Below are 19,829 nucleotides of genomic sequence, written 5' to 3' on the forward strand. Positions count from 1 at the left end.
GGAAGGTGATGGACGACGTGGTGTGGTCGGGAACGTGGGTCGCGGAGCGACTGGGCGTCGAACTGATCGGCGGCGAGGAGCTCCCCGGCCTGTTGGGCCTCGCACTGCGCCGCAACCCCAAGCGCGCGCATCTGCTGGTCTCCAACGTGCTCGGCAAGCACGTGCCGCAGCGGCCGGGCGTCGTCTACGGCTCCGGGTTCTCGCTCGGCCTGCGGGTGCGTGACCTGCTCGGGCGGGACGAGGCCGCGCGCAGCGTGGTGGTCGGCTACGCGGAGACGGCCACCGGCCTCGGCCACTCGGTGGCCGACGGACTGGGCTTCGCGCCCTACCTGCACTCCACCCGCCGGCCCGTCGACGGGGTGGCGAGCGCGGGCGGCTTCGAGGAGTCCCACTCCCACGCCACCTCGCACCTCCTGCTCCCCGAGGACCCGAAGCTGCTGGCCGGCGACGGGCCGCTCGTCCTCGTCGACGACGAGTTCTCCACCGGCAACACCGTCCTCAACACCATCCGCGACCTGCACGAACGCTTCCCGCGCGAGCGGTACGTGGTCGTGGCGCTGGTCGACATGCGCTCGGCCGAGGACCTCGGCCGGCTGGAGGCCTTCGCCCGGGAGATCGGCGCCCGCGTCGACCTGGTGACCGGCGCGACCGGCACCGTACGACTGCCGGACGGCGTCCTGGAGAAGGGCCAGGCGCTCGTCGCCGCCCACGAGACCGCTTCGGAGGCCCCGGACGGGGCCGTTCCGCCCCCCAGGACGCCCCTGACGGCCCCTGTGCGGGTCGAGCTCGGCTGGCCGACCTCGATACCTGACGGGGGCCGCCACGGCTTCGCAGCGCCCCACGCGGCCGCCCTGAACGACGCCCTCCCGGCCATGACCGAGCGCCTCGGCGCCGCTCTGGGCGGCGCGCGGCGCATACTCGTCCTCGGCTTCGAGGAGCTGATGTACGCGCCGCTGCGGCTCGCCGTCGCCCTGGAGCGCGCCGGCCGGGACGTCTCGTACTCCACGACCACCCGCTCCCCGGTCCTCGCGGTCGACGACCCGGGCTACGCCATACGCACCCGGCTCGTCTTCCCCGCCCACGACGAGCCCGCGGACGGCCCCGGAGAGCGGTACGCCTACAACGTCGCCGGCGCCGGCTTCGACGCGGTCGTGGCCGTCGTCGACTCCGTCGCCGACACACCGGAGCTGCACGCCCCGGACGGCCTGCTGGCCCAGCTCGCGGCCCACATCCCGCACGTGGTGCTCGCGGTGGTCCCGTCGTACGTGCCGGAGTGCGGGGCGGAGCGGGCCGTCGAGGCTTCCCAGGCCCCGGAGGCGCCCGCGGAAGCCCCCCAAGAAGCCACCCGAGCCACCCGAGCCATCCGAGCCACCCGAGTCACCTCCGCTCCCGAAGCCACCCAAGCTCCCGAAAGGAGCTCCATGCTGCCCGAGCCCCTCCGCGGCCCCGCCTTCTCCTCGTACGCCCCCGAGGAGGTCGGCTGGCTGCTCCAGGACCTCTCGGACGTCGAGCTGGAGGCGCCGACCGAGGAGCGCGAGGAGGCGATCCAGAGCGGCGGCGCCCACTACGCGGAGTCGCTGCCGGTCGAGTACCAGCCGAGCGCCCAGTACCAGGAGCTCTTCCACGCCGCCCTGGAGACCTCGGCCGCCCGGATCGCCCGCGCCGTCGGCACCGTCACCGAGACCGTCCTCGCCGAGAAGACCGGCACGCCCGTGCTCGTCTCCCTCGCCCGGGCCGGTACCCCCGTCGGCGTCCTCATGCGCCGCTGGGCCCAGGCCCGCCACGACCTCGAGCTGTCCCACTACGCCGTCTCGATCGTCCGTGGCCGCGGCATCGACGCCAACGCACTGCGCTGGCTCGCCGCCCACCACGACCCGGCCGACGTCGTCTTCGTCGACGGCTGGACCGGCAAGGGCGCCATCACCCGCGAACTGGCCGAGGCGGTCAAGGAGTTCGAGCGCGTCGAGGGGATCACCGGCTTCGACCCGGAGATCGCGGTCCTCGCCGACCCCGGCTCCTGCGTGCGTACGTACGGCACCCGCGAGGACTTCCTCATCCCCTCCGCCTGCCTCAACTCGACCGTCTCCGGACTGATATCGCGTACGGTCCTGCGCGCCGACCTCGTCGGCCCGGACGACTTCCACGGCGGCAAGTTCTACCGCGAGCTGGCCGGCGCCGACGTCTCGAACGCCTTCCTCGACGCCGTCGCCGCCCGCTTCGACGAAGTGGCCGAGGACGTCGCGACGGGAGTGAAGGAGCTGCTCGCCGCCGACCGCACGCCCACCTGGGAGGGCTGGGCCGCCGTCGAGCGGATCAGCGAGGAGTACGGCATCCACGACGTCAACCTGGTCAAGCCCGGTGTCGGCGAGACCACCCGGGTCCTGCTGCGCCGCGTCCCCTGGAAGATCCTCGCCCAGCGCGACGCGGGCGCCGACCTCGCCCACGTGCGCCTCCTCGCCGAGCAGCGCGGGGTTCCCGTCGAGGAGGTCGACGGACTCCCGTACACCTGTGTGGGGCTGATCCACCCTCAGTTCACGAGAGGCGCCACGGGCGCCGACGGAAAGGCGGTGGTCTCCCAGTGACTTCGGTGACTCCGGTGAATTCGGTGAGTGCGACGGCTTCGGCCGCTCCGGCGACTTCGATCGCGTCGGCACCCTCGGGCAGCGGCTCCGTGATGGTCGCCAGCGACCTCGACCGTACGCTGATCTACTCCTCCGCCGCCCTCGCGCTCGGCATGCCCGACGCCCAGGCGCCCCGGCTGCTCAGCGTGGAGGTGCACGAGTCCAAGCCGCTGTCGTACATGACCGAGGACGCGGCCGTGCTGCTCGAACGGCTGGGCTCCGAAGCGGTCTTCGTACCCACCACGACCCGAACGCGCAAGCAGTACCAGCGCATCCAACTCCCCGGCACCGCACCGAAGTACGCGATCTGCGCCAACGGCGGGCACATCCTCGTCGACGGCATCGCCGACCGCGACTGGCACGAGTCCGTGGTGCGCGGGATCGCCGAGGAGTGCGCGCCGCTCGCCGAGATCCGTGCGTACTTCACCGCCACCACCGACCTGTCCTGGGTGCGCAAGCACCGGGTCGCCGAGGATCTGTTCGCGTATCTCGTCGTGGAGCGGGAGCGGATGCCGGAGGAGTGGCTGAAGCGGTTCGGCGAGTGGGCGGAGGGCCGCGGCTGGACGGTCTCGCTCCAGGGCCGCAAGGTGTACGCCGTGCCGAAGCCGCTCACCAAGAGCGCGGCGATGCGCGAGGTGGCCCGCCGCTGCGGCGCGGACCTCGTCCTGGCCGCGGGGGACTCGCTGCTCGACGCGGACCTCCTGCTGGCCGCCGACCGTGCCTGGCGCCCCGGCCACGGCGAACTCGCGGACACCGCCTGGACCGCCGCGCACCTCGACGTCCTCGCGGAGCGGGGCGTGGCGGCCGGTGAGGAGATCCTCCGCCGCTTCCGGGCGGCCGTGGCCGACCACCGGGCGTCCGCCGCCATCCCGGCGCAGCTCCTCAACGGGTCCCCCGCCGCGCTCCCCGACCCGGCCTGAGCAGCCGCGTCCCGACGAAGCCCAGGACGGCCACGGCGGCCACCGCGAGCACCGCCTTCGAGTAGACCGACACATACCCGGTGACCTCCTCCCAGTTGTCACCGAGCGCGTAGCCGGCGAGCACGAAGGCGGTGTTCCAGATCGCGCTGCCGAGCGTCGTCAAGAGGAGGAAGGCGGGCATCGGCATGCGTTCGACGCCTGCCGGGACTGAGATGAGGCTGCGGAAGATCGGCACCATCCGGCCGAAGAAGACCGCCTTCGTACCGTGCCGGGCGAACCACGCCTCCGTCCGCTCGATGTCGGAGACCTTCAGCAGGGGCAGCCGGGCGGCGATGGCGACGGTACGTTCCCGGCCGAGCAGCGCGCCGACGCCGTAGAGGGCCCACGCGCCGGCCACCGAGCCGGCCGTGGTCCAGAGGAGGGCGGCGAACAGGTCCATCCGCCCGGTCGCTGAGGCGAATCCGGCCAGCGGCAGGATGACCTCGCTCGGGATGGGCGGGAAGAGGTTCTCCAGGGCGACGGCGAGCCCGGCACCGGGGGCGCCGAGGGTGTCCATGAGGCTGTTGATCCAGGCTTCCATGGCTTCCACGCTAGGAAGCGGGCGCCGGGCAGGGACTGATGGAGGCCGCAGAGGAGGGTGCGGTTTTCCGCAGTGCGGGTGGGGGCGCGGTCCGGCTAGCGTGACAGATCATGACGAACTCAGCCCCGGACGACGACAGTCGGCAGGCGCGTCGCGCGGAGCGGCCGACCGTGCCGGGCCCGCCGACCGTGCCGGGCCCGTCGGCCGGTCGGGAGGCGGGCCGGTATGCCGCCCGGTCGCCCGATCCGGGGGCCGGGCGGCCGCTCCTCCGGCACCTCGCGCGCTGGACGCGCCTGGCCCTCGGACTCGCGCTCGGGGCCGGGACGGCCGTCCTGGAGCTCCTCGGCACCGTCGCCGGCGGACTCGCGCTGCTGCCCGTACTCGCCTCGCCCCGCGGCCGCGGAGCCGTCCTGCGCCCCCTGACCGCGGCCGCACACGCCCTCGCCCGTCTGGAGCGGGCCCGCCTCGACCGCTTCCTCGGCGTCCGCCTCCCCGGGGTCCACGACGCCGCCGCCCTGCGCTATCTCGCCGCCCGCTGGCCGCTCGGGATCCTCGGCGGGGTCCTCCTCGGCTGCGCCGCGTACGGCCTCGGCCTCGGCGCCTTCGTCTTCGTCGGCTGGCTGATCACCGACATCGACCATCCCTGGCTCGTCGGCCTGAGCAGTCTCGGCGGCTTCTTCCTGGTCTTCCTCTCCGCCCAGGGGGCCCTCGGCGTCGTCGCCCTGGAGGACGGGCTCGCCCGGCGCTCCGGGCCCAGCCACGCCGATGCCCTGGAGGCCAGGATCGCCGAGCTGGCGACCAGCCGCGCCGAGGTGATGGACGTCGTGCACGACGAGCGGCGCCGGATCGAGCGCGACCTCCACGACGGTGTCCAGCAGCGGCTCGTCGGCCTCGGCATGCTGCTCGGCCGGGCGCGCCGCATCCGTGCCCGGGACCCGGAGGGCGCCGACGCCCTGCTGCTCCAGGCCCACGAGGAGAGCCGCCGCGCGCTGGCCGAACTGCGGGAGGTGGCCTGGCGGGTGTACCCGGCCGTCCTCGACGAGGGCGGTCTCGGCGCGGCGCTCGAGACGGTCGCGGAACGCAGCACGCTGCCCGTGGGGCTCGGGTACGCCGTGGAGCGGCCGCTTCCGAGGGCGGTGGAGACGGTGGCGTACTTCCTCGTCTCGGAAGCGGTCACCAATGTGGTCAAGCACGCGGGCGCGACCCGTATCGACGTACAAGTAACCTTGGATGGTGAGCAGTTGAGCGTGTCGGTGACGGACGACGGGACGGGTGGCGCGGACGCGTCCGGCAGCGGTCTGAGCGGACTCGCGAGCCGGGCGGCGGCGCTGGACGGGCGGTTCGAGGTGGACAGCCCGGCGGGCGGGCCGACGGTCGTACGGGCGGTCCTGCCGTGCGCGTGATCCTGGCGGAGGACTCGACGCTGCTACGGGAAGGGCTCGTACGGCTCCTGGCCGAGGAGGGCCACGAGGTGACGGCGGCGGTCGGCAACGCGATCGAACTGCTCGCGGCGGTACGGGCGGACCCGCCGGACGTGGTCGTGGCCGACGTACGGATGCCGCCGACGCACACGGACGAGGGGCTGCGTGCGGCGCTCGAGATCCGCCGGGAGTGGCCGGACGTCGGGGTGCTGGTGCTCTCGCAGTACGTGGAGGGGCGGTACGCCACCGAGTTGCTGACCGGCGAGTCGGGGGCCGTGGGCTATCTGCTCAAGGACCGGGTGGCGCAGGTCGACGAGTTCCTGGACGCGCTGGAACGGGTGGGGGACGGGCGGACGGCCTTCGACCCGGAGGTCGTCCGCCGGCTGCTCGTCCGTACCACCCACACCGATCCGCTGGCGCGGCTGACGCCCCGGGAGAGCGAGGTGCTCGCGGCGATGGCTCAGGGGCACACGAACGCGGCGATCGCCAGGCAGCTGCACGTGTCGCAGAGCGCGGTGGAGAAACACATCAACGCGCTCTTCGACAAGCTCGAGCTGACGGGCCGGGGCGAGGGCTACAGCCGAAGGGTCCTCGCGGTGCTCCGCTACCTGGGCAGCTGACGGACGGGCCCGAGGGAGGGCCGGTCAGCCGGCGGACGGGCCCGAGGGACGGCTGGTGAGCCTCAGCCGCAGCAGCCACCACCGCAGCACCCACCGCCACCGCCACCGCCGGACTGTGTGGGTGCGGCCGTCGCCGATCCGCCCACGGCGACGGCCGAGAGCAGCTTGACGGTGTCGTCGTGCCCGGCGGGGCAGGCGGCGGGGGCGGAGGACTCGGCCATGGGGCGGCTGAGTTCGAACGTGTCGCCACAGGTGCGGCAGCGGTACTCGTATCGAGGCATACGGACAGGCTAGCCGGAGTGGTGCCCGGCGCCCCGCTCCTCCCGGATCTGCTCGACGACGCGGGCGGCGGTGGCGCGTACGCCCTCCAGTTCGGTCAGGAAGTGCCAGTAGTCGGGGTGGCGGCCCTCCAGCGTGCCGATCGCCCGGTCGAGCCGTCCCACGGCGTCGTCGAGGGGGCGGGCGTGGCGCGGGTCGGGCGTGTTGCGCCCGGCCATGGCGAGGCGCTGGGCGTCCCGGATGGTGAAGCGGGCGCGCTCGATCTCGTGCTGCGGGTCCTTGGCGACGGCGTCGAGGCGGCGGAGCCGGTCGCCGGCGGCGGAGACGGCCTCGTCGGTGGCGTTGAGCAGGGCGCGTGCGGTGGCGAGGAGGCTGGTGGCGTCGGGCCAGCGCTGTTCGTCGCGGGCCTTGGCCGCCTCCGTGAGCTTCTCCTCGGCCTTGCGAACGTTGTCGGCGGCCTGGGAGGGGACGTACTGGAGGTCCTGCCAGCAGGCGGCGGTGAAGCGGCGGCGGAGTTCGGACAGGACCGGCTCGACGGTGCCGGTCCTGGTGGTGAGCGCCTCGGCGCGGGTACGGAGGGAGACGAGGCGCTTGTCGGTCTCGGCGGCCCGCTCGGGGAGGCGCTCGGCCTCGGTGCGGACGGCCTCGGCGTCGCGCAGGACCTTGTCGGCGCGCTGGAGGGTGTCGGCGACGCCGTGGCGCCCGGCGCCTTCGTTGAGCCGGGTGAGGTCGGGGCCGAGGGCGGCGAGCCTGGCGGCGAGATCGTCGGCGCGGAGGCCGGCGCCGCGGGCCGTTTCGAGAGCGGTGCTCGCGTTCCGGAGCGCCTGTCGCGCCCGCTCGACGGCGGGGGCGAGCCGGGCGAGCTGGGTCTCGGCCGTGTCGAGGAGCGGCCCGAGCCCCTGCGCGAAGCGGTCGAGCTCCCCCTTGACCCGTACGAGCTCGTCCTTGGCCCTGGTCAGCTCGGTGCGGGCACGCTGTGCGGTGGCCGCGTCCAGCTCGTCCCGGTCGAGGTCGTGCGCGTCGACGGCGGTGATGTAGGCGTGGCTGACTTCGTCGATCCGCTGGCCGAGGGCCGCGAAGCCGTCGACGGCGCGGCGGGCGCCGGGGGAGTCGTCCACGGCGGTGATCGTCTCGATGGAGATCCGGAGATCACGCTGGGCGGTGTCGAGCTCGTAGAACGCGGCGGCCGCGTCGTCCTTGGCGGCCTGCGCCTCGGCCCGCTGGCTCTCGCCGCGCCCGCCGAACCAGCGCCGGTTGCCGCCGCCGGCGAAGGCGGCGGGAAGGAGGGCGACGGCGAGCAGCGGAAGCAGCACACCGAGCCGGAGCGAGCCCCCGCGCGCGCCTTCTTCCTGGGTCCCCGTTCCCGCCCCCGTCACGGCGCTCGTAGAAGTACCCCTCGCGTGAGTCGCCGCCACGTCCCTCTCCCGTGCTGTGTCCGCCCTGCCCGGTCCGGTTCATTGTCCCACCAGGTAAGGACGAACACACGGGCCCGTCAGTTCGCGCTGCGGACGACGACTTCCCCGTTGTCGCTGCGGGCGGTCACGACGTGGGCGCTGCCCTTCAGGGTGGGCACGTCGATCCGGACCTCGCCGTTGTCGCTGCGCCCGTCGACGTCGTACGTGGCGTCGGGGAGCGCGATGTCGACCTCCCCGTTGTTGCTGACGGCCTCCACACGCCCGGGGACGGCGCTCAGGGCGATCCGTACGGCGCCGTTGTCGGACCGCGCGACGACCTGCTCGGAGCGGGTGTCGCCCTCGACGACGATCTCGCCGTTGTTGCTGGTCAGATCGAGTGCCCCGGAGGAGCCCCGGACCACGACGGCGCCGTTGTCGGACCGGATCCTCAGATCGGTGTCGAACCCGTCGGCGGTCACCTTCCCGTTGTCGTCCTCCACGGTGACGGCGACGCCACGGGGCACCTGGATCCGGTGGACGGAGTCGCAGTTGCTGGCGACGGCCTCGCACTTCACGCGCAGCGTGAGCCGCCCGTCCTCGAGCCCCCATACGGCCTCGGGCCCGCTCCCCATGAACACCCACCCGTCCACCTGCCGCTGGACCCGCACGTCCTTGATGTCGGCGGGCACGATCTCCAGCTCGGAGTTGTCGGCATCGACGACGAGCGAGTCCCCGGAGAAGGCGAAGCTCCTCTTCTCCACGGGCGCCCCCTCCACCTCCGCACTCCCACACCCGACGAGCCCGAGGCCCCCGACGAGGACGCCACCGGCGACGAGGAACGTACGGATGCGAAGACGACCGATCATGACGACCAAACCCCCAGGTGACACGCTGACTGACCCCCCACGCTACGGACCCCCGCCGACCGCGACGATCCGGCGACCCACCCGCGGAAGGTGGGGCTAACCCCCGGATCAACCGGTTTGCGGGACCCACCCATGAGCCATGTACGCTGTTGCCTCACTCCACGGGTGCGTAGCTCAGGGGTAGAGCGCTGCTCTTACAAAGCAGATGTCGGCGGTTCGAAACCGTCCGCGCCCACCAGCACAAAGGCCCACGCAGCTCATCGTTGCGGGGGCCTTTGACGGTAGAGGCTGACGGCAGTCTCACTCAGGACGGCGCCGGCGGAGCAGCCGGTCCATGTGGCCCATCGCCTCCCTCCGACGCTCGTCGGAGGCGTGGGTGTAGATGTTCATTCGTGACGGCGATCTGCGAGTGACCGAGGATCTCCATGACGCCCCGCGCCGGCACCCCTGCGGCGAACAGGAGCGTCGCGCACCCGTGCCGGGCGCCGGACGAGCGTTCCTTGGTACGCAGCTGGTGCAGGTTGCCGTACCGCTTCGCCCCGGCGATCGGGAGTACGTGGCCCTGAAGGACAGCTCGACCGGGCAGAAGCCGCTGGCGCTCGCCCAGAACCTCCAGCTCGATGGGGAGCGAGAGCGGGAAGACCTACACCTCACCGAGCGATGACCCGCACGACCCCGCGCCAGCGGATGTCGCCTACCTCGGAAGGCTTCCCCACCCCGGCGGCCAGGGGACTTTCGTCCTGATCGCCGGAGTGCACGCGGTCGGGTCGCTGGGCGTGGCCCACTACCTGACGGAGAACCTCGCGGTGCTGTATGAGGAGGCCTGCGCCTCGCCGCTCTCCATGGACGTGGCGTGCGATGAGGCCCCAGGCGACACATCGGTGACGCCAAGTCGAGCCGCGAGCGGTGTGCTCCCACTGTCGCGCAAGCCCGGGCGATCCCGCTGTGGCGGAAAGCGAGAAGCCCGAGCTCCACGTGGCTGCTCGTCGTGTCCCGACGTTGTGCGCCCAGAGTCCCGTCGCAGGTCCGTGAATCGCCATTCCGGCAACGCTGCCGGGGAGGCACACGCGCTGGGCCGGCTTGCTTCGGGTTTGCCTCGTTCCTGGGCGGGGAGTCGCGGGGCGTAGGAGCGCCCGACGAGGGCGTCCTGTGCACCGGAGGACATCATGATCATCCTCGGAGTAATCCTGCTCGTCATCGGCCTCGTGGCCGGCATCGGCATTCTCTGGACGATCGGGATCGTTCTGGTCGCGATCGGGGTTCTGCTGTGGATTCTGGGCGCGGTAGGTCACGCGGTCGGCGGACGCCGGCACTACTGGTAACCGGCGCGGTGGCATGATGGTGGAACGTTCCGGTTGTCATGACGAGCCCCCCTTCTGTGCGCGCTCCGACTTCGAAGGCCACGGGCAGTGACTTCGCCAGACTGGCGAAGGAGGTCGCGGACGCCGGCCTGATGCACCGCAGACCCGGCTGCTACACGGCCCGCATCACCGCGGTCGGCGTGCTCTATGCCGGCGGCTGGATCGCTTTCGTACTCATCGGCTCACTTGCCGCCGCCTTCCTCGCTGTGGCGTTCGGCCAAGTCGCCCTCCTCGCCCATGACGTGGCTCACCGCCAGGTGTCCCTGCGCAAGCCCAGCGAACGGTTCGGCCGTATCGCCGGGAACGTGGGCATCGGGATGGGCTACGGCTGGTGGCAGGACAGACAAACACGTCACCATGCCAACCCCAACCACTAACTCTCGACCCAGACCTCGCCCCCGACCTGCTGGTCTGGTCCCAGCGCCAGGCACGCGCCGCGAAGGGCCTTCCCCGCCTCATCGGCCGCTCCCAGGCCTTCCTCTTCTTCCCGCTGCTCACTCTGGAGGGCTTCAACCTGCATGTGATAGGGGTGAAGGCACTGGCCAACCGCTCCCTGAAGCACCGCACCCAAGCCTAGACGGGCTGTGGCCGTCCAATGGCGTGACCACAGGCAAGTGGTCAACGGTGTGCTGTGACGGCTGCGAACCGGAGCACCGTGGCGCGAGCTCCCTGAGCGGTACGGACACCATGGCAGACGGTGTACGAACGACGTACGAGCGGTTCTGCCGGTGGGAGGCGGACGGCACGTGGGTCCGACTGCTTCAGCGTGTCCAGGTCCGCCCCCGGCCAGGGCCGCGCCACCAGCCGTGGCCCTGGAACCAGCCGTGGCCATGGCGAGCGCCCCCTCGTCTCATGGGTGATCATCCCTGGGGGCTGGTTCGTCCCGACCCGGCTTGAGCTGTCGGACAGGCACTAGCTAGGCCGCGGTTCCTGTGATGAGGATGGCAACGGTTGCCGGGCCCGGGGTGTCACTGGTGGGCGCGGCGGTTACGGCTGCCCGGACGGCGCGGGCAACTTCCAGAGGATGGTGGCCGGGCGCGACCGCGAGTTGGACCTGGACATGCCGACCGGGTGGATCGTCCTGTCGTTCCACCTTGACCGGGCGGCCTCCCAGCGGGGCGGTGAGGCGAGCGACGCCTGGCACGGCCGACGCGACGCCGGCAAGTTCCGCGATGGGCCCCCGCATGGACTTTGCTCCGGTCGAGGGGGCGGAGCTTCGCGTGGGTGGAGCTTTCGACGTGGGCGACTCCGCGCCTTCGTCGAGACCCGTGACGCGCAGATCCACTGCCACGATCGTCAGGCCGAGCCGTTCAGCGGCCACGTCGAGCAGCGTGGTCCTCAACTGTTCGGCGGCCTGGTGTACCGGCCGCGTCGCGGATGCGGTCAAGGCGGCCTCGATCCTGAGCGGTCCAGGCGGTAGCGCGCTGGCGGGCGGGCGGACGGCCGGTTCGGATACGGGTTCGTGCGGTGCCGGTCCGATGCGCATGCTCCTCAGCGTGACGCCGGGAGTCTCGGCGGCCGTGGGCCAGAGGGCAAGGACGGCCGCTTGCTCGGTGATCCATGTCCCGTCTTCGGGCCCTCCGAGCGGGAGCAGTCGACCCAGGTGGAGCTGGTCGCGTACTGCCTGCGTCCACGCCTCGGTTTCCACCGGTCCACCCTCTCCCAGGGTTGTTCCTGCAACTGAGCCGGGACGCCCATGGCGCCCGCCTGACCGCCCCGGCTCGCGGTCGTCCCTCCGCGTAAAGGAGCTATAAAATGAGGATAAAGCCAAGATTGTCAGGTGTGCCCGTCCAGGGAGGAATGGCCTGATGAGTGAGAAGTCCGACGTAAGGCACGGTGGTGCGCCCGCCTCTCGTGGCCGGACGACCATCGCCGATGTGGTGGTGGAGAAGATCGCTGGGATAGCGGCACGGGAGGTGTCCGGCGTTCATGCTCTTGGCAGTGGATTCTCGCGCTCGATGGGCGCGATGCGGGAGCGGGTGCCCGGCGCCGGTAGCGGCAAGTCCGTCACCCGCGGGGTCGGTGTCGAGGTGGGAGAGGTACAGGCGGCGATCGATCTGGAGATCGTTGTCGACTACGGCGTCTCGATCACGGACGTGGCCGGTGAGGTACGGGAGAACGTGATCTCCGCGGTGGAGCGGTTGGCGGGGCGGGAAGTCGTGGAAGTCAACATCATGGTCAGCGACGTGAAGCTGCCCGACGAGGAGGACGAAGAGGACGAAGGGGAGGAGCGGCAGCGGATCCAGTAGCCGGACGGGTTCGGCTACTGAGTGAAGGAGCGCGTGATGAGCAGAGCCGTGGTGGGTTTGATCGCCGGAATGGCGCTGGGTTTCGCCGCGTATTTCGGGGACTTCTGGGCCTTCTTGCTGGTTCTTGGGCTCGGCGCCGTCGGACTTGTGGTCGGGTGGTTGTCGGAAGGTGATTTTGAACCGGGTTACTTCGTCCGCCGCCGTGACGACCAGCAGCGGATCCGCGATGACCAGCGGCGGGCCCGGAGAGACTGGCGGCAGTGACCAGGGAAGCCGCCCGGCGCCCGGCCGTTCCCCGCGGGGAACGGGGTGCGACCGCGGTCGACGACCGCGTTGCGGCGAAGATTGCCGCCCAGGTGGCGCGCGAGGCGCTGAGGCGGTTCACAGAGTCGGCCGGTCACGTACCTCCCGGCCGCCGGAAGCCACGCGTCACGGCGTCCGTGCGGCGGGCGTCGGAGCGGAATGGGGCAGAGCGGGAAGGTGACCCTGGCGAGAGTCGACCGGTGCTTGGCGAGGTCCGGGCGCGTATCGCTGTGGAGCTGGGCTATCCGTCGGACATCGGGGCTCAGTGCGCTGCGGTGCGCCGAGAGGTCACCGAACGGTTGAGGGCGTGGGCCGGCCTGGATGTCTCTGACCTCGTGGTGTCGGTCGAGAGGCTGCACTCGGTTCATTCGCGGCGTCCGGACCAGGAGAGGGTGACATGAGCGCGAACACGTGGCGGAAGCCGGCCGGCGACAGCGACCTTCCTCCCGATCCCGGGGAGGCAGCTTCGCCCCCGGGGGACCCCCGGGACCCCGGCGCGCCGACGGCAGTCCGAGAATCGGGCAAGTCGCCCAGGCGATTCTGGTCCGCGCGGCGGATCCCCGCGGTCATTGTGGCCCTGCTGCTCGTCGGAGCCACTGGACTGCTCCTGTACGACGTGGTCTCGGTGCGGGCCGGCCAGCCCGGGATGAGCTGGCGGCGGCGGCTCGCCGATGAGTTGGCCACCCGACCCTTGGACGACATCTGGATGATCGTCGGAGCCGCGGTGGCCATGGCGCTCGGGCTGTGGCTCTTCCTGCTGGCGGTGACGCCGGGGCTGCGCAAGCTTCTGCCCATGCGGCAGCCCACGGGTACCCGAGGAACGGCCGAGGTCCACGCGGGGCTCGACCGCCGCGCAGCCGCCCTGATCCTGCGTGACCGGGCCATGCGGGTGTCCGGTGTCGAGTCGGCTCGGGTAGATGTCGGGCGCCGGAAGGTCAAAGCACAGGCGCAGGTACATTTCCGTGAACTCGACGAGGTCCGAGCGGACCTCGATGCCGCGCTGGGCGAAGCCGTTACGACCTTGGGTCTCGCTCGGCCACCCACGCTGTCCGTGCGTGTCCGGCGCCCGAGGAAGGGCTGAGGTCGATCCCGATGCTCAAGACGGTGAACCGGTTGATGCTGGGGCTGCTCGGCCTCGGACTGTTCGCCCTGGGCGGCGGCGTTCTGCTGGGCGGTCTGGATCTGCAGCGCCACTGGGGTTTCGACGTACCGGGCTGGTGGCCCTTTCGCGGTCCGGCCGATGTAGTGCTGGGCATCGAGGGACGCACTCGGTGGCGGGAAGAGGGCTGGTGGTGGCCGACCGTTATCGCCGTGCTCGCCGTGTTGTTGGTGTTGCTGCTGTGGTGGCTTGTTGCGCTACTGCGCAAAGGCCGGCTGGACCGCGTCCTCGTCGACAGCGAAGACGGCGCGACTGCCCAACTCAAAGGCCGTGCGTTCGAGGAAGTGATCGAGGACGAGGCGCAGGCCCTGGACGGAGTCGCGCGGGCTCATGTCCGGCTGACCGGCCGGCGTACCGCTCCGGTCGCACGCGTGCGGCTGTGGCTGGAGCCTCACGCGGATCCGGAGCAGACCCTGGGGCGACTCAGCCGGGAAACGCTCGCACGCGCCCGGGACTCGGCAGGCCTGGACGGCCTTCCCTCGAAGGTCAGCCTCCGGGAAGTTCGCCACAAGGCCCGTCGCGTCGACTAGGGACCCTTCGCCGCATCCAGACCGGAATCCCGCCAGGAAGGTCGATATCCGGGCGGGGCGGCCCCCCGGCGTGCCACCGTCCACCGTGGAGGATGGGCATGATTCTCAAGCATCCGTCCGACCGCGGAGGCTCGCGGAGCAAGCCGTTCGAGAGACTGGCCGAGAACGCCTCACGGTTCACCAGTTCGGCATCGTTCTTCGGGATATGCCTGATCCTGGTCGCCGTGGCCGTCGCGTTGCACGTGATCGGTCTGCCGATCACGTGGCTTCTGTTCGTGGGGGAGGCGATGTCGGCGTTGACCCTGCTACTGGTGGCGCTGCTGAAGAACTCCGAGCTGCGGGCCGAACGCGCCGTCGAGCGCAAGCTGGACGCCATCGCAGCCGTCCTGCTGGAAGGGCAGGAGGGTGGCGACACCGGACAGGCACACCAGAAGCTACGGTCCATCCTCGGCAACGAAGAAGGCTCCTGAGTCCACCGGGGTGGTCAGGCTCGCGGGCGTAGCCGACGGTGCCAGCAAGGAAGCGACCACCGTCGAGACACTGCCTTGCAGGCCACCATCGGGTGCCGCGCCTACTCTGAGACTGAGGCACCCGCGAGGCCGGAGGTCATCATGACCATTCTCGCGGTCATCCTGCTCGTCATCGGAGTCATCCTGTGGATCATCGGGGCGGTCGGTCACGCGGTCGGCGGACGCCGTCACTATTGATAGACGGATCGGCTCGCGTGCTGATGCAGGCGCGCGGTCCCGTCCCTATCGCCGCCATCACACAGGGAGGCGTAGCGCGATGGTCATCTTCCTGATTCTGCTCGTCAGCGCCATAACGCTGATCATCATCGGCGCTGTCGTGGACGGAATGCTGTACCTGCTCTCGATCGGAGTGCTACTTCTTGTCGTCGCCGTGCTGTATCTGCTCGTGCGCTCGATATTGCGCTTGCGCCGACGCCGGCCCACGGGCCACTGATCACGATCGGAGCTGATTCCGGGCACGCGGTTCTCGACGACCCTGACGGGTGCTACCCGGTTAGCCTCGGACCACGATGCGACGACGGCAGCCTGACCCCGCCATGAAGGCGCCGCATGTAAATCGCGAATGCTAAGTGCGGTGCCCCGAGACAGGTCGACTGTCCGTGCCAGGTGGGAGGGTGCTGCCATGCAGGACGCACTCTTCGACCTGCCGGAGACACCTCCGAGCCTGATGACGACGTTGTGAGCCAGCGAGTTGAGCTCTGAGCACGCGTGCCGGATACGTGCCAGATCGAGCGGTCAGTCACGGTCATTTGCGGAACGTCAGGGCGTCCGCAGCTCCTGACAGCCGTCGCAGCGCGCAGACAGGCTGAGATGGGGTGATGGCTTGGATCCCGCGGCCAGGCTCACAAAGCGAAAGCACGAAGAACCCCGGACCGATCAAGGTCCGGGGTCTTTGGCGCCTACGCCCGCCGTTGCCGCGGCAGCTACAGCGCTGCGGGCGCCTTCCTGTACCAGCCGGCGATGACGCCCACCAGGTGGACGATGTTCTGGGTCCGCATGATCGGCGCAGCAGCGTTCGGCTCGAAATCGTCGTTCGCCCCAGTGGTACGCCAGATACTGGTTTCAGAGACCGGCGCAGCCATGTGCGGATCGAGCCGCTTGAAGAACGCGGTGATGTCATCCAGCTCGGCAGGGTTATCGCCCGCCCGAAGCTCGCGGAACACACCTCCGAGAACGCGGAGCATGCCCACCGAGCCAAGGAGTGAGGTGCGGCGTACCTCCTGGGCCGTGGTGAGGTCTCCAGGCTGACGCTCCGCGTCAGGGTCGTCCTCGGTGAGGTTGGCGAGGTCGGTGAAGGCGTTGGAGATAACGTCAAGGAAGTCCTTGACCTGCTCGATCACCTCACCGTCGGTGAGGGTCTGCTCGGCTTTCTTGCTGATTCGACCGCCAGCGCCGGCGATGACAGCGCGCGTGATGTCGGCGACGTGCTTGGCGCCCATGAAGTTGGGGTTCTTGAGCGTCATGCGGTCCTGCTCGGCATCGACCCGGCCCTTGAGCAGCGGGTGATCGATGACGTCGGACAGAGTGCGGTTGGCAACCTTGTAGCTGTCGAAGCGGGCGCGGACGGCGCTACTGATGCCCTTGGCGTTGTCGGCAACATCCACGAACATCTGCTGGGCCTTGATCGGGTCGGGCTCGACGTAGATGTCCAGACCAACGTACTCCGCCTTCAGGCGGTTCATCTGGCTGATGAGCTTCTCGCGCTCGACCTCGAGCTTCGCGGCCTTCTCCTGGCTGACCTTGCGGGCCACCTCGCGATCGACGGCGGAGATGGCATCGGTGATGCGCTGCTTCTCGATGGCGACACCGAGCACGCGGTGTTGGCCGTCGATGGTCCGCAGGGAAGAGATGCCGCCGATCGCCCACGGGACGGTGAGGTAGCCGACGGCACCCTGATCGTCCACCTTTTCAAAGGTGCAGCCACCACCGTCCCGAGCCAGGAGGGCGGGGGCAACCCAGTCCTGCTTGGCATCGAGGTACTCGCCGAAATGCTTGGCGTGGAGACGGTCGACCTTACGGTTGTCCTTGTCAACGTTGTTCGGGTCGGGAACCGGGAGGATGGTCGGGAGGTCAAGGAGGGGCACGCGCACGCTGTAGACGGTGCGGCCGCCCTGAGGCGTCTTGATGGCGAGGTAGGTGCTGGAGTCCTGCGGCTTGGACAGTCGCAGAGGATCGACGGTGATGCTCATGTGGTCCCCCCAATGGGATCAACCGCGCACGGTTCAGCGCGGCAACGAGCAAACCGTATATTCAAGTTGGAACCTGCAGGCGATAAGTTTTTAACCTGAAGACTGACTTGGCAAATTCTGTTCGTACGCGCTTCGCTTGAGGTCATTGCCGACCGATTCTGACTGATCTGGCGAGCAGCAGGGGTAACGACGCACGACCCACAGTCAGCCCATCCGCGGACGCAACGGAATAGGCGGATCACTGATAGGGCACGGCCTGCTCATTTGCCTGAGACGCACCGGCTCTCCAGAACCATGTGTTCCAAGCCGCTCCATCTGGTTGGGCTGTTCGGCATACTCAAGAACTTGGACCGCGAGCGCAGAGGGTGGGCGATGTACGGCCGGAGCGATGACGAATGGGATCAGCTGGTTGATACTGGCCTGAGGTTCCTTGTTGAGCGGGCGCAGCTCCGCAAGGTCACGACGTACACGGAGATGAACTCCGTGCTGGCTCGACGGACCGGGCTTCCAGGCTTCGACTTCGAGCGGGCGGACGAACGGGCGGCAATGGGTCACCTGCTCGGCCTGGTCGTGGAGCGTGACTACGCAGACAGCAGGCTCATGATCTCGGCTCTCGTGCACTATCTCGGAGCGAACGATGCCGGCCCCGGATTCTATGCACTCGCGCAGCAGCTCGATCTGCTCCCCAAAGGCTCCTCCTCAATGGCAAGGCTCGAGTTCTGGATCGGGCAGGTCAACTCCCTGCACGAGCTTCATGCACGTTCATAGTTGCTGTGAGGAAGCGGGTTTTCATGTCCAGTGTGTGCCGGGACGAGGGGCTGGAGTGGGTCGCAGGACGGAGTCTGATGCTTCGGCTGGCATCTGTGCGTCTGGCAAGCACGGATGCCATCAACAGCGGTGGATGGCGGCGGCCGGGGGCGGCTTGACGTGGCATTGCTGGCTAGTGAGTTGCAAGCATGAGAGGCATTGGAAAGCGTCCGCGCGGTCGGCGCTGGCAGGGCACTGGATGCGTTCAGCTGAGGTCGCAGTCGCAGTAGGGGCTGTCGGTGCCGAAGGCGGGCAACGTTGACGCATACGTTTCCCAGCGGTCGCTGGAGCTGATGACGTCACGGCGACGTGGGGCTGGTAGGCAAGAGGGGCCGTGGCCAAGGCGTCGAACACGTAGAAGCCCTCGACTTCCTCGTGGCCGTCTGCCCAGATGCGGGCGAGGCCTCCCGGTGGCCATGCGTAGATGCCGGAGGGACGGGAGGCCTTGAAGCCCTCTGTCAGGGTCTCGGTGGTGTGCCGGCCGCGGCGGGCGAAGCCTTGAGTCGCGCGCGGTCGGGATGGGCCGAGGTCCGCGCGGTCACTCCCCGGAGGGGGATGCGAAACGCTCCGATTGCGGGCTTACTGGACATTTGCGCGCATAGGGTGTTCCGGTGGTCACTGATACCCCGTCATCTCAGCCTCCGCCCTCCGCTCCTGGTAGCCCGTTCCGGGTCCTGTTGCCGCAGATCCTGCCCGCGCTCGTGGTCGGGGCGGTGTCCGGTCTGCTCTACATCGGGATCAGTGAGTTGTCCGAGCAGCTCAAGGACGTGCTGTGGGGCACACTCCCGGACGCATTGGGCATCGGCGACTACTCCTCCCTCTGGATGATCGTCGTGCTGACAGCGACCGGCATCGCGGTGGGGCTGGTCGTCTGGAAGGTTCCAGGGCATGCGGGCCCCGACCCGGCCTCCACCGGGCTCGAAGGTCCTCCGCTGGCCCCCGTGGTCGTCCCCGGTCTGCTGGTGGCGAGCACGCTCGCCCTGGCGGGCGGGGTCAGCCTCGGACCCGAGAACCCGATCATCGCGGCCAACATCGCCCTCCTCTACTGGCTCGGCCGCAAGGTGGTGCCCGCCGCGCCCGGCGCCCTGTGGGTCGTGCTCGCCACCTCCGCCACCATCGGTGCCCTCTTCGGCACCCCGGTGGCCGCGGCCCTGGTCGTCTCCGAAGCCCTCACCCACCAGCCGGCCGGTCGAGGCTCGCTGTGGGACCGGCTCTTCGCGCCACTGGTCGCCGCTGGAACCGGGGCGATGGTCACCTCGCTGCTCACGGACTTCACCTTCGACCTGTCACTGCCCCAGGTGACCGACCCCGGATGGGGCGACCTGCTCGCGGCGATGGTCGTGGCCACCGCCGCGGCCCTGGTCGGCCTCCTTTCCTGCTACTGCTTCCCCTACATCCACAGCGCCTTCCGGCGGCTGCGCCACCCGATGCTGATGCTCCCCCTCGGCGGCCTGATCCTCGGCGTCCTCGGAACACTCGGCGGATCCCTGACGCTGTTCAAGGGCCTGGAGCAGGTCAAGCAACTCACCTCGAACCTCGGCGGCTGGTCCTCCGGCGACCTTGCGAAGATGGCAGCCGTAAAGGTCGTCGCCCTGCTGGTCGCCTCCGCTTGCGGCTTCCGGGGCGGCAGGATCTTCCCCGCCGTGTTCGTCGGCGTCGCCTTCGGTCTGTTCGCCCAGGCCCTCGTGCCGGAGATTCCCCCGGCCGTCGCCGTCTCGGCAGGCGTGCTCGGCGTCCTGCTCGCGACCACCCGGCTGGGTTGGGTGAGCCTCTTCACCGCCGCCGTCCTCGCCCCCCAGCCCTCGCTGTTCGCTCTGCTCTGTGTCGCTTCCTTGCCTGCCTGGCTGGTCGTCACCGGCCGTCCCCGGCTCGAACTGGACGACTCCGGCGCCTCCCTGCGCTGAACGGCCGGAGGTTGTCGGCCGCGTGCCCGCGCCTTCGTCACGCGGTGCACCCCGCTCCGTGGCGCTACCGAAGTGCCCCTTCTGCGGCCGACAGCA

Annotated in this window: 21 protein-coding genes, 1 tRNA gene and 3 pseudogenes; 18 read left to right on the forward strand and 7 right to left on the reverse strand. The window is 70.1% G+C overall.

What is annotated here, in order from left to right; translation table 11 throughout:
* Window positions 1-8 precede the first annotated feature (8 nt).
* Window positions 9-2,582, forward strand: coding sequence for a phosphoribosyltransferase (locus tag ACZ3OF_RS06535; protein ID WP_467303183.1), 2,574 nt, complete (start codon window positions 9-11; stop codon window positions 2,580-2,582).
* Window positions 2,583-2,674: 92 nt separating this feature from the next.
* Window positions 2,675-3,541 carry an HAD family hydrolase gene (locus ACZ3OF_RS06540; RefSeq protein ID WP_361675191.1) on the forward strand — a complete coding sequence of 289 codons (867 nt, stop codon included), beginning with the start codon at window positions 2,675-2,677 and terminating at the stop codon, window positions 3,539-3,541.
* Here ACZ3OF_RS06540 and ACZ3OF_RS06545 read toward each other — a convergent pair.
* The gene (locus tag ACZ3OF_RS06545; protein ID WP_467303185.1) at window positions 3,504-4,121 is read right to left on the reverse strand and encodes a DedA family protein; all 618 of its coding nucleotides are present in this window, start codon (window positions 4,119-4,121) and stop codon (window positions 3,504-3,506) included. The genes ACZ3OF_RS06540 and ACZ3OF_RS06545 overlap by 38 nt on opposite strands.
* 110 nt (window positions 4,122-4,231) lie before the next feature.
* Between ACZ3OF_RS06545 and ACZ3OF_RS06550 the strand changes: the two genes are divergently transcribed.
* On the forward strand, window positions 4,232-5,524 hold the full coding sequence (locus ACZ3OF_RS06550) for a sensor histidine kinase (RefSeq protein WP_467303187.1): 1,293 nt from the start codon (window positions 4,232-4,234) through the stop codon (window positions 5,522-5,524).
* Window positions 5,515-6,162 (forward strand): response regulator transcription factor, encoded by a 648-nt coding sequence (locus ACZ3OF_RS06555; protein WP_361674880.1) that lies wholly within the window; start codon window positions 5,515-5,517, stop codon window positions 6,160-6,162. Before ACZ3OF_RS06550 ends, ACZ3OF_RS06555 begins: the two co-directional genes overlap by 10 nt.
* A 62-nt stretch (window positions 6,163-6,224) precedes the next feature.
* Here the strand turns inward: ACZ3OF_RS06555 and ACZ3OF_RS06560 are convergent, their stop codons facing one another.
* The 3 genes from ACZ3OF_RS06560 to ACZ3OF_RS06570 form a co-directional block, all read right to left on the reverse strand.
* Window positions 6,225-6,443: an FmdB family zinc ribbon protein gene (locus tag ACZ3OF_RS06560; protein WP_361674882.1), complete on the reverse strand. Its 219-nt coding sequence runs from the start codon at window positions 6,441-6,443 to the stop codon at window positions 6,225-6,227.
* Window positions 6,444-6,452: 9 nt separating this feature from the next.
* On the reverse strand, window positions 6,453-7,817 hold the full coding sequence (locus tag ACZ3OF_RS06565) for a hypothetical protein (RefSeq protein WP_467303191.1): 1,365 nt from the start codon (window positions 7,815-7,817) through the stop codon (window positions 6,453-6,455).
* Between the two features lie 116 nt (window positions 7,818-7,933).
* Entirely contained in the window at window positions 7,934-8,701 is a 768-nt protein-coding gene (locus ACZ3OF_RS06570; RefSeq protein ID WP_361674885.1) for a DUF4097 family beta strand repeat-containing protein, read from the reverse strand.
* Between the two features lie 163 nt (window positions 8,702-8,864).
* Between ACZ3OF_RS06570 and ACZ3OF_RS06575 the strand changes: the two genes are divergently transcribed.
* A tRNA-Val gene (locus ACZ3OF_RS06575) sits at window positions 8,865-8,939 on the forward strand.
* Between the two features lie 62 nt (window positions 8,940-9,001).
* Here the strand turns inward: ACZ3OF_RS06575 and ACZ3OF_RS06580 are convergent.
* Window positions 9,002-9,197, reverse strand: a pseudogene (locus ACZ3OF_RS06580) (tyrosine-type recombinase/integrase); the annotation flags it as partial.
* 670 nt (window positions 9,198-9,867) lie between these two features.
* Between ACZ3OF_RS06580 and ACZ3OF_RS06585 the strand changes: the two are divergent.
* The 3 genes and pseudogenes from ACZ3OF_RS06585 to ACZ3OF_RS06595 all read left to right on the forward strand — a co-directional run.
* Entirely contained in the window at window positions 9,868-10,023 is a 156-nt protein-coding gene (locus ACZ3OF_RS06585) for a DUF6131 family protein (RefSeq protein WP_356914107.1), read from the forward strand.
* A 38-nt stretch (window positions 10,024-10,061) separates the two neighbouring features.
* Window positions 10,062-10,627: pseudogene (locus ACZ3OF_RS06590) on the forward strand (fatty acid desaturase); the annotation flags it as partial.
* A 31-nt stretch (window positions 10,628-10,658) separates the two neighbouring features.
* Window positions 10,659-10,842: pseudogene (locus ACZ3OF_RS06595) on the forward strand (transposase); the annotation flags it as partial.
* Window positions 10,843-10,978: 136 nt separating this feature from the next.
* Here the strand turns inward: ACZ3OF_RS06595 and ACZ3OF_RS06600 are convergent.
* Window positions 10,979-11,548, reverse strand: a complete 570-nt coding sequence (locus tag ACZ3OF_RS06600; RefSeq protein WP_467303195.1) for a hypothetical protein — start codon at window positions 11,546-11,548, stop codon at window positions 10,979-10,981.
* Window positions 11,549-11,870: 322 nt separating this feature from the next.
* Between ACZ3OF_RS06600 and ACZ3OF_RS06605 the strand changes: the two genes are divergently transcribed.
* The 8 genes from ACZ3OF_RS06605 (at window position 11,871) to ACZ3OF_RS06640 (ending at window position 15,266) form a co-directional block, all read left to right on the forward strand.
* Entirely contained in the window at window positions 11,871-12,311 is a 441-nt protein-coding gene (locus ACZ3OF_RS06605; RefSeq protein ID WP_361674889.1) for an Asp23/Gls24 family envelope stress response protein, read from the forward strand.
* Between the two features lie 36 nt (window positions 12,312-12,347).
* Window positions 12,348-12,575 carry a hypothetical protein gene (locus ACZ3OF_RS06610; RefSeq protein ID WP_361674891.1) on the forward strand — a complete coding sequence of 76 codons (228 nt, stop codon included), beginning with the start codon at window positions 12,348-12,350 and terminating at the stop codon, window positions 12,573-12,575.
* Window positions 12,572-13,015 carry an Asp23/Gls24 family envelope stress response protein gene (locus ACZ3OF_RS06615; protein WP_361674893.1) on the forward strand — a complete coding sequence of 148 codons (444 nt, stop codon included), beginning with the start codon at window positions 12,572-12,574 and terminating at the stop codon, window positions 13,013-13,015. The genes ACZ3OF_RS06610 and ACZ3OF_RS06615 overlap by 4 nt, the downstream gene beginning before the upstream one ends.
* Window positions 13,012-13,695, forward strand: a complete 684-nt coding sequence (locus tag ACZ3OF_RS06620; RefSeq protein ID WP_467303199.1) for a DUF6286 domain-containing protein — start codon at window positions 13,012-13,014, stop codon at window positions 13,693-13,695. Before ACZ3OF_RS06615 ends, ACZ3OF_RS06620 begins: the two co-directional genes overlap by 4 nt.
* Window positions 13,696-13,706: 11 nt before the next feature.
* Complete coding sequence (gene amaP / locus ACZ3OF_RS06625) at window positions 13,707-14,303, forward strand: alkaline shock response membrane anchor protein AmaP (protein ID WP_467303201.1); 597 nt, start codon at window positions 13,707-13,709, stop codon at window positions 14,301-14,303.
* A gap of 92 nt (window positions 14,304-14,395) precedes the next feature.
* A complete protein-coding gene (locus tag ACZ3OF_RS06630) occupies window positions 14,396-14,773 on the forward strand; it encodes a low affinity iron permease family protein (protein ID WP_361674899.1) in 378 nt (125 codons plus the stop codon).
* A 141-nt stretch (window positions 14,774-14,914) separates the two neighbouring features.
* Window positions 14,915-15,010, forward strand: a complete 96-nt coding sequence (locus ACZ3OF_RS06635) for a DUF6131 family protein (RefSeq protein WP_467303203.1) — start codon at window positions 14,915-14,917, stop codon at window positions 15,008-15,010.
* A 79-nt stretch (window positions 15,011-15,089) separates the two neighbouring features.
* Window positions 15,090-15,266, forward strand: coding sequence for a hypothetical protein (locus tag ACZ3OF_RS06640; RefSeq protein WP_361674901.1), 177 nt, complete (start codon window positions 15,090-15,092; stop codon window positions 15,264-15,266).
* 490 nt (window positions 15,267-15,756) lie between these two features.
* Here ACZ3OF_RS06640 and ACZ3OF_RS06645 read toward each other — a convergent pair whose 3' ends face one another.
* Entirely contained in the window at window positions 15,757-17,022 is a 1,266-nt protein-coding gene (locus ACZ3OF_RS06645) for a DNA sulfur modification protein DndB (RefSeq protein ID WP_467303205.1), read from the reverse strand.
* 345 nt (window positions 17,023-17,367) lie between these two features.
* Here ACZ3OF_RS06645 and ACZ3OF_RS06650 point away from each other — a divergent pair, with 345 nt between their 5' ends.
* A complete protein-coding gene (locus ACZ3OF_RS06650; RefSeq protein WP_361674905.1) occupies window positions 17,368-17,790 on the forward strand; it encodes a hypothetical protein in 423 nt (140 codons plus the stop codon).
* Window positions 17,791-18,503: 713 nt separating this feature from the next.
* Window positions 18,504-19,733, forward strand: a complete 1,230-nt coding sequence (locus tag ACZ3OF_RS06655; protein WP_467303801.1) for an ion channel protein — start codon at window positions 18,504-18,506, stop codon at window positions 19,731-19,733.
* The last annotated feature ends 96 nt before the right edge of the window (window positions 19,734-19,829 follow it).

It is taken from the genome of Streptomyces sp. NPDC022552 (assembly GCF_055561875.1).

Bases quoted from the DNA above. Each gene is read 5' to 3' on its own strand.
- ACZ3OF_RS06605 (WP_361674889.1), top strand. From the start codon at position 11,871: ATGAGTGAGAAGTCCGACGTAAGGCACGGTGGTGCGCCCGCCTCTCGT.
- ACZ3OF_RS06545 (WP_467303185.1), bottom strand. From the start codon at position 4,121: ATGGAAGCCTGGATCAACAGCCTCATGGACACCCTCGGCGCCCCCGGT.
- ACZ3OF_RS06540 (WP_361675191.1), top strand. From the start codon at position 2,675: ATGGTCGCCAGCGACCTCGACCGTACGCTGATCTACTCCTCCGCCGCC.
- ACZ3OF_RS06600 (WP_467303195.1), bottom strand. From the start codon at position 11,548: ATGCGCATCGGACCGGCACCGCACGAACCCGTATCCGAACCGGCCGTC.
- ACZ3OF_RS06585 (WP_356914107.1), top strand. From the start codon at position 9,868: ATGATCATCCTCGGAGTAATCCTGCTCGTCATCGGCCTCGTGGCCGGC.
- ACZ3OF_RS06535 (WP_467303183.1), top strand. From the start codon at position 9: ATGGACGACGTGGTGTGGTCGGGAACGTGGGTCGCGGAGCGACTGGGC.
- ACZ3OF_RS06550 (WP_467303187.1), top strand. From the start codon at position 4,232: ATGACGAACTCAGCCCCGGACGACGACAGTCGGCAGGCGCGTCGCGCG.
- ACZ3OF_RS06640 (WP_361674901.1), top strand. From the start codon at position 15,090: ATGGTCATCTTCCTGATTCTGCTCGTCAGCGCCATAACGCTGATCATC.
- ACZ3OF_RS06610 (WP_361674891.1), top strand. From the start codon at position 12,348: ATGAGCAGAGCCGTGGTGGGTTTGATCGCCGGAATGGCGCTGGGTTTC.
- ACZ3OF_RS06570 (WP_361674885.1), bottom strand. From the start codon at position 8,701: ATGATCGGTCGTCTTCGCATCCGTACGTTCCTCGTCGCCGGTGGCGTC.
- amaP (WP_467303201.1), top strand. From the start codon at position 13,707: ATGCTCAAGACGGTGAACCGGTTGATGCTGGGGCTGCTCGGCCTCGGA.
- ACZ3OF_RS06630 (WP_361674899.1), top strand. From the start codon at position 14,396: ATGGGCATGATTCTCAAGCATCCGTCCGACCGCGGAGGCTCGCGGAGC.
- ACZ3OF_RS06560 (WP_361674882.1), bottom strand. From the start codon at position 6,443: ATGCCTCGATACGAGTACCGCTGCCGCACCTGTGGCGACACGTTCGAA.
- ACZ3OF_RS06635 (WP_467303203.1), top strand. From the start codon at position 14,915: ATGACCATTCTCGCGGTCATCCTGCTCGTCATCGGAGTCATCCTGTGG.
- ACZ3OF_RS06645 (WP_467303205.1), bottom strand. From the start codon at position 17,022: ATGAGCATCACCGTCGATCCTCTGCGACTGTCCAAGCCGCAGGACTCC.
- ACZ3OF_RS06620 (WP_467303199.1), top strand. From the start codon at position 13,012: ATGAGCGCGAACACGTGGCGGAAGCCGGCCGGCGACAGCGACCTTCCT.